Genomic DNA, 13,714 nt, shown 5'->3' on the forward strand with positions numbered 1-13,714 from the left:
GATGGTCACGGGTGCCATATCACGATTTGCTCATGCGAACCGCGCAATTCTTGTAGCTGGGCTGTCGCGAATAAGGATCAAAGTGCGACAGTGTCAGCAGATTGGTCACGTCATAGTGCATGGGCATGAACAATTGCCCAACGGAAACAGTCGCAGTGACGCAGGCTCGTACAGAAATGCTGCCTCGTCTCGACTGGACGATGACGTACTGTCCGTTGGCAACATTCAGTGCATCCGCGTCATCAGGATGAATTTCGACGTACGGGTCTTTGGGATAAAGTTTTCTCAAGACGGGGCTTTTCCCTGTTCTGGTCTGAGTGTGCCATTGGCTGACGGTGCCACGACCGCTCATCAACAGGAACGGGTAATCCGCATCCGGAGGTTCGGGCATGCCGCGATCCTCCTCGACGATCAATCGCGCCTTGCCGTCGTCGAAATAGAACCTGCCATCGGCAAAGAGCCTGCGTTGCTGCCTGGGGGGCTTTCCCTGGGAGGCTTGCTCGCTTGTCCAAGGCCATTGAATGCCTCCACACTCGTCGAGCTGCCGATAGCCTTCAATGCCTGAAATGTCACAAGGTGTGCCCACGCTTGCCGCCTGCATCAAGCGAAATACGGCTTCGGGGTCCGTCCATGATTGGAATCGATCGGCGACGCCCCAGTAGTGTGCGATGGCTCGAAAGATTTGAAAGTCCGCCAAGGCGACACCCGGCGCGCGGCATACTTTTTTCAGTAAACCGTATCGACGTTCACTGTTGATAAACGTCCCCTCCTTCTCACCCCACCCCGCCGCCGGCAGCAACAAATCAGCGTGCTTCGCCGTTTCGGTGGTGTGATACATATCCTGAACGACAAGAAAATCAAGTTTCCCGAGCAGCTCCTCGAAATCGCCGCGATGAATCCAACTGTGCGCAGGATTGGTCGCGATCACCCACAAACCCTTGATCTCATCATTGCGGATCCCTTCGACGATACGATCGTACGACCAACTGTTATCACGGGGAATGTTCGCTTCGTCGATCTGCAAGATGTCCGCGATCTTTCTCCGATCGGCTTCACTGTCAAAGCGATGGTGTCCGAATAGATTCGTGGTGTTGCTCCAGAGCCGCGATCCCATCGCATTACATTGCCCGGTGATGCTGTTGGCTCCTGTTCCGGGACGACCGATGTTTCCAGTCAGCAGAGCGATGTTGATGATCGCTTGAGCCGTGCGTGTTCCTTGGTAACTTTGATTGACACCCATCGTCCACCACAGCGAAACCGCTTTGCGAGACGCGATCGTGTCGGCAGCACGACGAATCTGTTCCGCGCTGACGCCAGCTGTCTCGGCAACCCTGTCGGGGCAGTAGTCGTCGACGTGTTGTCGGAGCTGATCGAAGCCCCAGGTGTGGTCATGAACGAAATTCCAATCGATGGCGTTGGTATCGATCAGGTGTTTGGTGATGGCGTAGAGGACTTGCAAGTCTGCTTTGGGGGCGATTTGCAGGTGCTGCGTCGCCGCCATGGCGGTCTCGGTGCGACGCGGGTCCAAGACAATGATCTCGGGTTGATTCGCGTTACGTAGGACACGTTCCCACATGATGGGGTGACCGATACAGGGGTTGGCCCCGATGAAGACCAGACAATCGCTTTCTTCAAAATCCTGATAGGTGAAGGGCGGGGCATCAAAGCCAAAGGACTCTTTATATGCGGTCGCGGCCGTGGCCATGCACTGACGGGTGTTTCCATCACCATGCTTGATGTTCATTCCAAATTTAGCGAGAGCCCCCAAGAAAGCCATTTCCTCGGATGGAATCTGCCCGGTGCTGATGAATGCAACCGAGTCGTTGCCATACCGACTCTGAATGGATTTCAGCCGATCAGTAAACTCGGTCAACGCGCGGTCCCAACTGACCGATTGCATTTCGCCGCTTTTGGATCGCAACAAGGGCTCGGTTGCGCGATCCTCCGAGTCAAGCACCCGCAGTGCCTCCCAGCCTTTGGGACATGCCATTCCCAGGTTGACCGGGTAATTGGTTTCCGGAGTCAAGCCGACTGCTTTTCCGTCTCGAATATGGAGTCTGAGTCCGCATCCGGTCGAACAGAAACCGCAAGTTGCCGTCGTCGTGGTGTCTGCCTGCAGCGATTGCGGGGTCATGCCCAATCCGTGGCGTCCTGGCTCGAGAACCAGTTCCCGGGTCATCGGTCCAGACCGAGCTTGCAGCACCGTGGGCAACTGAAAACGCTTTGAACGTGAATCCTGTGCGTTGGTCAGCGACTTCGTTTCGGATCGTTGTCCGACGGGCGCGTCCGCTTTGGGTGATTCAGCGATGCTCATTTGCTTTCCTATAACGTTCCTGGCATCCGGTCATGAACCACGCTGCTGAAGTACAGCAATCGCTCACACAGTTCCCCTGCGATGACACAGGCGGCCGCCAGACAGCCCAACGCCGTCGAGACGGTGAGCCAGGGACTCGCCACGATCGTCAACACCAGGAGTGCGATTCCGAGTGCCCCAGTGGCAAGCCGCAGTTTGGTGAGTTGCGAGAGTTGCCCCCAAACGAGTCGCCGACAGCGGTTGTCCAAAGAGTCGAAATGTGTTGTTGAGTCCACATCGCGTGGTGATAGTTGAACCCTCCACTCCCACACGAGCTTCAGGCCTGCCGCGACGATGGCGAGAGTACCCAAGGCGATTGCCACCCTTGTCGAACCGGTTGCGATCAGAACGGGCAACGAACAAGTCGTCCCGGTGATAACACAGGTTCCAAAGAACCGAGGGAAGGTGCGCTCCATCCTCCAAAGCTGTCGCTTGGTCGCGATGTAAATCATTGCGCTGCAATACAGGCCTGCAAGGCCTGCGAGAAACGCACCCACGATGGCAACTCGCGGCGTCCAAGCGGGAATCCATTGAATAATGGATACAACGCTTTGCGGCAGGTAACCTTCGATCTTCGGCAGCCAAAGGAGGGCAACAGAAAGAGCCAATAGGCCGGTAAATTTGCCGAGCACGACTCCCTCGCGACTGAGCCAACTGGTTCTCAAACCGAGGAAGATTCGCCATGCTCGGAAAGGTTGCCCCAAGTGCAAGGGAGCGATCCCCATTCCCAGCCCTGCTGTCGCCAATGCCGTTGTTGCCAATACGGGTGTCAGCCAATCCGAACCCGCATTGCCAGAGATTCGCTGGATGGCAAATACAATGAGCTCGACCGCCAACAGCCCCACAGCGGCTTGTGTCGTCGTCAGCATGACCGCCAATGGCCAATGACTTTCCGCAACATGATCCACCAAATGATCCTGAGGCACCGCGCAGTCGATGGCGTTGGATCGAGTTGAAACGAATCTCGTCGTCGGTTTGGTAATTCGTGATTCTGGTGCGCCGGGCACCAAACGCTGGGATGTTTCCTCACCTATGTCGACGATCCGAATCTTGATCGCTTCATTGGGGCAGGACTGCACACAGGCGGGTGCTTCGCCGACGCTCAGTCGCTGATGGCACATATCGCATTTGCGAACGATGCCAAGACGATCACTGTACTGAGGGACCTCGTAGGGACACATCATCGTGCAGTACTTGCACCCGATGCACTGGTCATCCAAATGCCGGACGATACCGGTCACGGGATCTTTATCGTAGGCCTTGACCGGACAACCATTGAGACATCCGGGGTCTTCGCAATGATGACATGCTGTGGTCACGTGTTGGATGCCAGGCAAGCTGCCATCGCCCGCAACGCTGACACCGAGAGATAACGTTCCGACCTTTCTCCAACTCTCCTCGTCCTCCAGACCATTGAGAGTGTGGCAAGCGACGACACAGGCTTTACAACCGCTGCATGAATCCAAATCGACTTCGAACGCAAACTGCTGACCAGGCCCTGGAGCGGAGGCGGGCAAGAGGCTGCGGTAATACTTTTCCTGAACAGGGCCACTGGGTACTTCGCAGTGCAATTCTGTATGCCACTGGCTGAATTCTTCCACCGCAGTCAGGTCGCTCTGTTGTCTCAGCAGCAACGTGATCAAGTCGGTTTCTTGATCGACGACGGGCAACGGGACTGGTGAAAGGGTAGCACTCATGATCGGTACAGTTTCAAGCATTGAGAAATACGAGCCTCGTGCATCGTCCAGTCTTGTTTTTGGTTAGCCGTTTTGGCGTTAGCCACGGTTGTGTCGCGAGAACCGTGGCTAACGCCAAAACGGCTCATTCATCGAACCCACGTTCTAAGACTGGACGATGCACTTGTCAGCTCAAATTGCCAAAACGCCTTCTGCCTCCTCCTTTTTCTTCTGATCCAGTTTCTCCGCGTCTTGCTTCCGTTTCTTGTGATCTTGATCTTCCAAGAAAGTGATCATGTCACCACGCAGGTCGTAGTAGTCGGGATGCTCCAGGACTTCCGATCGAACACGGGGGCGGTCGAACGGCATCTCAAAGACCTTACCGACTCGCGCCCTTGGGCCGTTGGTCATCATCACCACTTTGTCGCTCATAAAGAGAGCTTCATCGACGTCGTGAGTGATCATCAGCGTGGTGACTTTGTCCCGAATCAGGATCTCCAACAGGATCTCTTGCAACTCCATGCGAGTGAGCGAATCGAGCATCCCGAAGGGTTCATCGAGGAGCAACATCTTTGGCTTCAGGGCGAATGCCCGAGCGATGCCGACTCTTTGTTGCATGCCCTGACTGAGTTCAGACGCCCTCGTGTTGAGACTGCTGCCGAGGCCGACCAGCGTCAGATAGTATCCCGCGATGTCCCGTCTTTGCTTTTTGGTTCCGTGTGGATAGACCTGATTGACACCCAGCAGGACGTTTTCCAGTGCAGTCATCCAAGGCATCAAGCATGGTGACTGAAAAACGACCCCACGGTCGGGTCCGGGACCGGTGATCTCGTGGTTTGCCACGACGATACCGCCGGTTGTGATCGAGTTGAGTCCCGCCGTCATCGTCAGAACGGTGCTTTTCCCGCAACCTGAGTGGCCGAGCAAGCAAACGTACTCGCCCATTTCCATGTTCAGGTTGAAATCTTCCACGATGACCGCTGGCCCATTGGGCGTGTCATAGGTTTTACCGAGACGAAAAAACTCAACGTAGCCGGCCAATGGAGTCACCTCATTTCATGATGTAGGGAGTCTGTACGCGCAAGCGTCAGAGCGTGAATCAAACCGGTGAATTCAGGATTGCCTTGGAGGGCAGAGATAAACTTCGAGGTTGCAAATCGGGCAACTCGATGACCTCCGCCGTTGACGCCTCGGCTTCCTTTGCCCGTGCTTCGCGGCGTACATCCACCAGGTACTTGGTAACCGTGTTTCGGAGTTTCTTGAAGGATTCGTTGTGGTTCAGCTCCGACTTGATCCGTGGACGATCCAATCCAACGACAAAGGACGGACCAAGCGTCGCATTGGGGCCAGGATTCAGTGGGACGATCCGATCGGCCAACAGGATCGCTTCATCCACATCGTTCGTGATCAGCAAACACGTTTGCCGCTCTTCTTCCCAGATCTTTAGGATCTCTTCCTGCAGAACGCTACGGGTCAAAGCGTCCAGTGCGGACAGCGGCTCATCGAGCAACAAGACTTGAGGCTTCAGAGCAAGTGTTCTGGCGAGAGACGTTCGTTGACGCATTCCGCCTGAAAGCTCGTGTGGTCGCCGGTGCGCCGCGTGAGAAAGCCCGACCATCTCAATGAACTTTTCGACATGGTCCTTTCGCTCCGCTTTTGTCCACGATCGAAAAACGGCATCGACCGACAACGCTACGTTTCCTCGAACGGTCAGCCACGGCAAGAGAGAGTAGTTCTGGAAAACAATTCCCCGCTCGGGTCCGGGGCCTGAGATCGCCATACCATCCATCAAGACGGTGCCCGTGTCGGGCGTTTCAAGTCCGGCGAGCAGTTTGGTCAGTGTTGATTTTCCGCTGCCAGAGAATCCGACGATGGCGACGAACTCGCCGTCAGCGATCTCAAGATCGATATCGTGCAGAATCTCTTTTCGAGAGACCCCCGATCCAAAGCCTTTTCCGACTCCCCGCATCGAAAGCTTAGATGCCGGTGGCGTCTCGGTTCTGATCGACGGTTTCACCCGATGCGTCATCAAGGCGGTACTCATGTCAGACTTTCTTTGCTGGAAAAAATGAATCGTCGTTCTGTAACTTGTCGTTTGCAGCATTCATCATGCCGTTGCGGGGTTCCCGAAACTGACGAGGTTGCGAAAGAAGATCATGATGCGATCGAGCAGCAGCCCGATCAGACCGATGATCACGACGCTGAATGCAATCCGCGCAAAGGAGATTTGGTTGTTATTTTGGTATTCGTCCCAAACGAATTTTCCAAGTCCCGGATTCTGGGCCAACATGTCGGCTGCGATCAGCACCATCCATCCCACGCCGAGGCTGATACGCATCCCGGCGAACATCAGCGGCAGACTGGCTGGCAAGATGATTTTGAAGAGTTGTTGGGACCAGGAAAGCTTCAACACTTTGGCCACATTGATGTAGTCTTGATCGACACTGGAAACGCCCAACGTGGTGTTCACCAAAGTGGGCCATAGCGAACAAAGACATACGGTGATTCCTGATGTCAAGAAGGCGATCGGCAACCACGGCTCATCCGTTCCGCTGAACATCGAGAGGATCACCAGCATCGCCAACGGCAGCCACGCCAACGGACTCACAGGCTTGAAGACCTGGATCAACGGTGTAATCGCGGCATTGAACCAAGGGCTCATGCCACACAACACGCCGACCGGAACCGCAATCAGCGTCGCGATGATAAAACCAAACATCACGGTCTGTAGGCTATTGAAGATTTGGTCGACGAAGGTCGGGGCGCTGGAGGCTTTGTAGTTCGCGGCGGCCAAGGCGCGTTTTTCCAGAGTGCTGGCATTAGCCAGCAGTGTTTCTTTTTGTTTGCCAGTTGCCTGCTCGGCCTGCTGCTGAGCACGTGCCGCATCGGCCATCAGTTGGATGGCCTCTTGTTTCTTCTCACGTTTTCTCTCCCCATCGATTCGCTTTTGTTCAAAGTGTTCCGAGAAAAGTCTCTTGCCCTCGGAGAATGTTTTCATCGGTCCGGGCAACTGAACGCTATTGGCACTCACATGTCGCGATGCGAACGACCAAAACGCCAGAAACAGCCCGATCGCGACGGCTGGCACCAGGACGTACTTCGCGATGCCCTTGAATTGCTCTTTCGGATCTTCGCCGGCAATGAGGCGAACGAATGGCTCCAAGATGGGAAGCCCCGTTACCTTGCAAAACCGTAATGCTGTTCCTCGCCAATTCATCGAAAACCTCAGGGGGGAAATAGGTCGGTCTCTTGCTTGCCAATCGCTTGCTTGCCAATCGCTTGCTTGCCAATCGCTTGCTTGCCAAAGGAAACGTGGCGTTGTGAACGTCTGCCTCTTCGTCACTTCTTCGAGCTGTGTGATCCACGGCCAGGGTCCGGGGGCAGGTACCGGACCGTCCGCCGGACCCTTTGGTGGCCGCTTCACAACTCGAGCAACTGAGGCGGTCAGTTGTCCGAGCCGATTTGGATCTACAGCCGCTATTGTTTGGCCAGTTCAGTCGGTTCTTTATTGCCGATCTCAAAACTGTTGATGTAACCGATCGGGTCCGCAGCGTCGTACTGGTTGCCGTCGATGAAGGCCGTCGTCGGCTCTCGATAACCGTCGTAGTCTGGTGCAGGAAAGTCGGTCGCGGCCACTTTGCCCTCAGAGATCAGCAACTCAGCCGCCTTGCGATAGATCTCAGGCCGATAAATCTCTTTGGCCTTTGCCGCATACCAGCTCGCTGGTTTGCTCTCACTGATTTGCCCCCACCGACGCATTTGAGTCAGGAACCAAATGCAGTCGCTGTAGTGCGGGTAGCTGGCGTAGCCGTCGAAGAAAACATTGAACTCCGGCATGCTGCGGACATCGGTTTCTTGAAAGACGAACGTACCGGTCATGCTGTTGGCGATCACGGCTTCGTCGGCACCGACGTAGCGGGAATCACTCAGGATTTTGGCGGCTTCGATCCGGTTGAGGAATTTCCCGTCGGCGTCTTTGGCGTCCAACCATTTACCCGCGCGAATCAGCGCTTTCACCACGGCCAAATGAGTATTGGGATTCTTTTCAGCCCAGTCCTTTGAGACGCCGAACACCTTTTCAGGATTGTTGTTCCAGATGTCATAGTTTGTGGTGACCGGGACACCGATCTTGGTCGCCACTGCAACTTGATTCCAAGGCTCCCCGACGCAGTAACCAAAAATCGTCCCGCCCTCCAAAGTCTTGGGCATCTGAGGAGGCGGAGTAACGCTCAGCTCGACTTCGGCATCATTCACTCCCTTTGCATCGTCCTCGCCGGAATACATCCCTGGGTGGATTCCAGAGGACGCCAACCAGTAACGAATCTCGTAGTTGTGCGTGCTGACGGGAAAGACCATGCCCATGGGGAACGGCTTCCCTTCCTTGTTCTTGTAGGCCTTAACGATCGGCTTCAAACTCGTTGCAGGGATGGGATGCTCTGGAGTTGGCGACTGCAACTTCACATCATTTTTTTGCATCTCCACCCAAATCTCGTTGCTGACCGTGATTCCATTTCCGTTGTAATCCAAGCTGTAAGCGGTAATGATCGGTGCGTCAGCTCCCACGCCCACCGAGGCGCCAATGGGTTGACCGGCCAACATGTGTGCGCCGTCCAATTCACCGGTGATGACTCGATTGAGCAAGTCACGCCAGTTGGACTGCGCCTCCACCTGAACGTTGAGTCCCTCGTCGTCGAAGTAGCCCTTTTCCTTCGCGATCACGATCGGGGCGCAGTCCGTCAGCTTGATGAATCCAAAGACCAGATCGGTTTTCTCAAGATCCAAGATCTCCGCCACAGCGCCGGGCTCATTACCGGGCTCATTACCGGGCTCGGTCGAATCGATTGCGTCCCCGGAGCCGGCCTCCAATGCAGCAGACCGCAGATCGTCTATCGAGACATCGGACTCTGAGCAACCAGACAATGGCAACAACATGACAACCGCGAGCGGAGTCGCTATGGCCCATTGAATGAAGCTCGAACGCGAGACCAAGGATTTCACTGAGTGCTCCGGATGGAAAAGAATGAAAAATTATCTGAGGAGTGATGCTGCTGGATTGAGACAGCTGTCTCAACAGGAACCAAGTCCTACCGGTAGCTCGTGGTTAGCATGCATCGTTCCAAAGCGCGACGTTTCGGCACGCTTGCGGAGCAACGTTGACGACACCCACATAAGCAGGCTGCAATGACCGTCCTCCGTCCCGTTAGCAAGATGGAAACGGAGTAATGGTTGGTTACAGCACCCGGATATCAAACCCCAAAAGGTGCACATTTTGCGCGCACTTGCCTGCGAACCGAGCACGTGGCGGGCATTGCCCCCCGTTGGCATTAACGATTCTTTCGCTTTTCAGGTCGCGAAACTTTTGCTGTTCAAACCGTGTCAGAGCGCGCCGATACGACCCACGTAGATCGGGTTCTGCCGGGAGCCTGGTTTTCATTTTGATTCTGCTGACGCGGGGACCTGATTCAGTTAGGCGGTAACGACCGGTTCAGTCACGGATTGACGACCATTTAAATAGATGCGTTGCGCATCTCCCTGATCGATAGGAAGGACCCTAACTGTGAAGTCTCGATTTACACGCATTCGCCGTCGCGCGTTTGCATTGGCAGTCTTTGCCACCCTGGGCAGTGTCCCAGCTCTGAGTAGCATTCCGGCGTTTGCGGAAGCTCCCGCCGAAAACATGGCGTGGGGCGAGCTCGAAACCACTGCCGTGATCGATCTGAATGCTTCAGAAGCGATTGACGGTCCGATTCAACAAGTCAGTGCGGACGATCCGGTTGCCCCGTTGGTGGATGCGCCAGCGGACACGTCGGAAACTACGGAGCCGATTCCCGCGCCGGTGATCGAGTATGCAGACATGGCGCCGACTGCGGCGCCGTGTGCATGCTGCAATAGCACTTGCTGCACCAAGAAGAAGAAAGATGCGGCAACGGACAAAATGAAAGGCGCCATCAAAGGCGTCTTTTACCTCAACGACTACAGCTACCTGAATGACAAGTGCTACGACGGGCCTTCGTTCTGTGGCGATTCCCTGAAAGGCATGCTGAACGGACACTTGGACGTCGGTGGTGAAGCCCGCGTGCGTTACCACCATGAGAACAACATGCGTGGTCTGGGATTGACGGGTCGCGACGACGAGTTCTTTTTGACCCGATATCGAATGTTCGCAAATTTGCGTTTGAGTGAAAACCTGAGAGTCTACGGTGAATACCTCTACGCCGATTCCGCAGGTGAAGTTTTCAACAATCGACCGATTGAAGAAAACCGTGGCGAGTTGCAAAACATGTTCGTGGATGTCAACTTGACCGATTCGGTCAGTGTTCGTGGTGGTCGTCAAGAGTTGCTCTTTGGTGCCCAACGCTTGATCTCGCCATTGGATTGGGCCAACACGCGTCGCACCTTTGACGGTGGTCGCGTGACTTACAAGGGCGACGATTGGAATCTGGACGGATTCTTTGTCCATCCCGTCAATCGCGACGCGGCTCACGAGGACAAACTCGATACGACGAACAACGATGTCGATTTCTATGGCGTCTATGGATCACGCAAAGGAACTGCATTGGGAGATCTGGATGTCTATTACCTCGCGTTAGACGATAGCGTCCTGGATTTTGACTATCACACGCTGGGGTCTCGCGTGTCAGGCGAAACCGATGGCAAGACCATGTACGACTTCGAAGGCGGTGTGCAATTCGGCTCCAACAGTCCAGGTTTTGGGGATCACAGCGCCGGATTCATGACAGGCGGACTGGGACGAAAGCTGAACCTCAGCTTGGGTGGAAACGATTGGAATCCGGTGGTCTGGGCTTGGTATGATTGGGCATCCGGTGGAGACGATGTGCCGGCCGCGCGTGGCGACGCCAGTTTTGACCACTTGTTCCCGCTGGCGCACAAGTACAACGGCTTCATGGACTTGTTCGGTCGTCGAAATCTTCACGACGTGAACTTTCAGTTCATCACGCCGCTCATGACTCCCAAAGTGAATCTGCTGTTGTGGTATCACCACTTCTTCTTGGATCAAGCCACCACGCCATACGGTGTGACCATGGCTCCGTTCAATGCTGCAAACGCGGCCGGCGATCGAGAGCTGGGGCAAGAGATCGATGTGCTGTTCAACGTCAACATCAATCCTCGCAACAATGTCTTGGTCGGCTACTCTCACTTTAACGCAGGAGCCTACTACGACACGACGGTCGGCGTTCCGACCAACGCGGACGCTGATTTCTTCTACTTTCAGTACCAAACACAGTTCTGATCGAGTGTAAAACGTCTCTCGATTGGCAGAGCTCTTGGCCGCCCATGGGTTCCCGGTTCCCCGGTTGACCTTGGGCGGTCTTTTTCGTGATTCACCAGGGCATCTTGGCAGCAAAGAGTGGGGACAGCAATTATCCTGGCGGGCTGGTGCCTGAAACTGCGGTTTCCGGTACCCCTCGGTCCACCCTTCACGTCTTTCGGATCCGTTTCGATGCTCGGTTTTCGCTACCTCAAAGCCACACCCACGACGTACTTGATGCGGTTCCGAAATGGGACCGCGGTTGCTCAGGGCGTCGGCATCTCGATGTGGTACTTCCAGCCCGGCAGTGTGATCGTGCAGGTCAATGTCGCCAGTCAAGACTTGCCATTCGTGTTCGAGCAGCAAACATCTGACTTTCAAGACGTGACCATCCAAGGCAACATGTCGTTCCGAATCGCCCACCCGGATGCCCTCATCAAGCAACTGGATTTTTCGGTGGACAGCCGCGGACGCTATCAGTCCGAAGACCCCGACACACTACGCGATCGGCTTGTCCGATTGACCCAAGTGGAGGCCGCAGAGTACGTCCGCAGTCATAGCCTGGAGCAAATGTTGGTCGCCGGGGCTGACTTGGGCGGTCGCTTGAAGGCTTTCCTGCAATCCGCCCCGGAACCGAGCTTGCTCGGAATCGAGATCGATTCCCTGCAAATCTTGACCATCAAAGCGTCACCCGAAATGCAAGCGGCACTGCAAGCAGAAACGCGAGAAGCCACGCTGCAGAAAGCCGATCAAGCGGTGCATCAGAGACGCAAATTGGCGATCGAAAGTGAACAAGAGATTCGCGAGCGTGAATTGCACAACGAACGTGTGATCCAAGAGAAACAACGCGAGGTTCGCGAAGCCGAGTTGGCCGCTGATGTCGCGATCGAGCAAGGACGAGCGGAACTCGTCTCCCGCCAAGCCGAAAACGAAAAGACCCTCGCCGCCGCGCGCGTCGAGACGTTGCAAAAAACATTGACCGCGATGAAGGGAGTCGACTGGAAAACCATCGCCGCATCGTCAGAATCCACCGACGCCAAGCAGATGATCGCGTTGGCCTTTGGTCAGTTGGCCGAAAATGCCAGAAAGATCGGACGCTTGGATATCTCGCCCGATTTGCTGAAACAGTTGACCGAGAACTCGGACTGAGATGGGGCCGGGAATTCTGGCGAATCCCACTACGGAAATGTTTGATTCTGTTTTGCCGTTCCATCAGCAGAGATATTGGACATGGGAATGAAAGTCTCTCCGTCGATCGCGTTGGTGACGTCCGAAACGCGGCTGAAGGGTTTGTTGGCGAAATGGGGGACGAAGGGCGCGGCAAAGTTTCGGTTGAAATCCGCCCGTGTGAACTACCAAAATTCCGCGGGCGCGATCGCACTGGATGCCGAAGCCGACTTTGATCGCTATGTCGAAGAAGACGATCGATTCCAAACCGCGATCGGAAACGTCCGCCGCGAACTGGAAGGCCTCGGTTATCCTGTGATCAACGTCACCAAGAACTACTTGCCTACTTATTACTTTGGCATGACGGAAGCCGTCGTTGTGGTCGGACCGGATGGGCTGGTCGCCAATACGGCCAAGTATGCAGGCGACTTGCCGATCATTGGCATCAATCCCGATCCCTCAAACATCGACGGCGTCCTGCTGCCCTTTCAGATTCGCGATACCCGATCGATCGTCCGACAAACGCTCAGTGCGATCGAGCGAGGGCAAGCCGTGTCGCACAAGTCGATCACGATGGCGAAAGCAACGATGGTCGATGGACGAACCATGTTGGCCTTCAACGATTTCTTCATCGGACGTCAAAGTCACGTATCGGCTCGCTACGTCCTGTACGCCGACGGCAAGAACGAGTCGCAATCCTCCAGCGGTATCCTTGTCGCGACCGGAGCCGGTTCGACCGGTTGGCTCAGTAGCGTTTACAACATGACGCGAGGGATCGTCGGTGGTGCGGCGCTGGGTCCATCCTCCGTCACCATGCCGTGGGACACCCACGAGTTGCGTTGGGTGGTCCGCGAACCGTTTCTTAGCCGAACGTCGGCGGTCGGGTTGGTGACGGGCACGATCGGTCAAGGCAGTCCGTTGCGTCTGGAAAGCTTGATGCCCGAAGGCGGCGTGGTTTTCTCGGACGGAATCGAAGCCGATTACCTGGAGTTCAACACGGGCGCGATCGCTGAGTTTGGAATCGCCCCGAATGCTTGCCGGCTGGTGGTTTGAGCCGCGACGCGTGAGCCGGCGTCCCGCTTATTATGGTTGTGTTATCCAGCGCAGGTTGGCGTCATACGCCTGAGCCGCTGGCCGTCAGGCCACGGGCTTTACGCGCTGAGCACGGGTTTTACGCGCTGAGATGGATGCTTGATACGCGCAAGCCCCGGCTTCGATTCGCCGGCTTTGTGCCTCCATTTGGAAGAT

General features: G+C 55.5%; 9 protein-coding genes. 3 read left to right on the top strand and 6 right to left on the bottom strand.

Features of this window, described 5'->3' with window-relative positions:
* Nucleotides 1-19: 19 nt before the first annotated feature.
* The 6 genes from Pla52nx_RS22110 to Pla52nx_RS22135 form a co-directional block, all read right to left on the bottom strand.
* Entirely contained in the window at nt 20-2,314 is a 2,295-nt protein-coding gene (locus tag Pla52nx_RS22110; RefSeq protein ID WP_146523699.1) for a molybdopterin oxidoreductase family protein, read from the bottom strand.
* 8 nt (nt 2,315-2,322) lie between these two features.
* The gene (locus Pla52nx_RS22115) at nt 2,323-4,050 is read right to left on the bottom strand and encodes a DmsC/YnfH family molybdoenzyme membrane anchor subunit (protein WP_231742854.1); all 1,728 of its coding nucleotides are present in this window, start codon (nt 4,048-4,050) and stop codon (nt 2,323-2,325) included.
* 171 nt (nt 4,051-4,221) lie between these two features.
* Nucleotides 4,222-5,070 carry an ABC transporter ATP-binding protein gene (locus Pla52nx_RS22120; RefSeq protein ID WP_146523714.1) on the bottom strand — a complete coding sequence of 283 codons (849 nt, stop codon included), beginning with the start codon at nt 5,068-5,070 and terminating at the stop codon, nt 4,222-4,224.
* A gap of 58 nt (nt 5,071-5,128) precedes the next feature.
* Entirely contained in the window at nt 5,129-6,073 is a 945-nt protein-coding gene (locus tag Pla52nx_RS22125) for an ABC transporter ATP-binding protein (RefSeq protein ID WP_197455152.1), read from the bottom strand.
* A gap of 63 nt (nt 6,074-6,136) precedes the next feature.
* Entirely contained in the window at nt 6,137-7,246 is a 1,110-nt protein-coding gene (locus tag Pla52nx_RS22130) for an ABC transporter permease (protein WP_146523701.1), read from the bottom strand.
* A gap of 260 nt (nt 7,247-7,506) precedes the next feature.
* Complete coding sequence (locus Pla52nx_RS22135; protein WP_146523717.1) at nt 7,507-8,961, bottom strand: CmpA/NrtA family ABC transporter substrate-binding protein; 1,455 nt, start codon at nt 8,959-8,961, stop codon at nt 7,507-7,509.
* 625 nt (nt 8,962-9,586) lie between these two features.
* Here Pla52nx_RS22135 and Pla52nx_RS22140 point away from each other — a divergent pair.
* The 3 genes from Pla52nx_RS22140 to Pla52nx_RS22150 all read left to right on the top strand — a co-directional run bounded on the left by Pla52nx_RS22140 (nt 9,587) and on the right by Pla52nx_RS22150 (nt 13,519).
* Nucleotides 9,587-11,281, top strand: coding sequence for an alginate export family protein (locus Pla52nx_RS22140; RefSeq protein WP_231742855.1), 1,695 nt, complete (start codon nt 9,587-9,589; stop codon nt 11,279-11,281).
* A gap of 210 nt (nt 11,282-11,491) precedes the next feature.
* A complete protein-coding gene (locus Pla52nx_RS22145) occupies nt 11,492-12,448 on the top strand; it encodes an SPFH domain-containing protein (protein ID WP_146523702.1) in 957 nt (318 codons plus the stop codon).
* An 87-nt stretch (nt 12,449-12,535) separates the two neighbouring features.
* Nucleotides 12,536-13,519 (top strand): hypothetical protein, encoded by a 984-nt coding sequence (locus Pla52nx_RS22150; RefSeq protein WP_231742856.1) that lies wholly within the window; start codon nt 12,536-12,538, stop codon nt 13,517-13,519.
* Nucleotides 13,520-13,714 lie beyond the last annotated feature (195 nt).

Origin of the sequence: Stieleria varia (assembly GCF_038443385.1) — a bacterium.
Lineage (GTDB): Bacteria > Planctomycetota > Planctomycetia > Pirellulales > Pirellulaceae > Stieleria > Stieleria varia.

Bases quoted from the DNA above. Each gene is read 5' to 3' on its own strand.
- Pla52nx_RS22135 (WP_146523717.1), bottom strand. From the start codon at position 8,961: ATGTTGTTGCCATTGTCTGGTTGCTCAGAGTCCGATGTCTCGATAGAC.
- Pla52nx_RS22125 (WP_197455152.1), bottom strand. From the start codon at position 6,073: ATGAGTACCGCCTTGATGACGCATCGGGTGAAACCGTCGATCAGAACC.
- Pla52nx_RS22110 (WP_146523699.1), bottom strand. From the start codon at position 2,314: ATGAGCATCGCTGAATCACCCAAAGCGGACGCGCCCGTCGGACAACGA.
- Pla52nx_RS22115 (WP_231742854.1), bottom strand. From the start codon at position 4,050: ATGAGTGCTACCCTTTCACCAGTCCCGTTGCCCGTCGTCGATCAAGAA.
- Pla52nx_RS22150 (WP_231742856.1), top strand. From the start codon at position 12,536: ATGAAAGTCTCTCCGTCGATCGCGTTGGTGACGTCCGAAACGCGGCTG.
- Pla52nx_RS22130 (WP_146523701.1), bottom strand. From the start codon at position 7,246: ATGAATTGGCGAGGAACAGCATTACGGTTTTGCAAGGTAACGGGGCTT.
- Pla52nx_RS22145 (WP_146523702.1), top strand. From the start codon at position 11,492: ATGCTCGGTTTTCGCTACCTCAAAGCCACACCCACGACGTACTTGATG.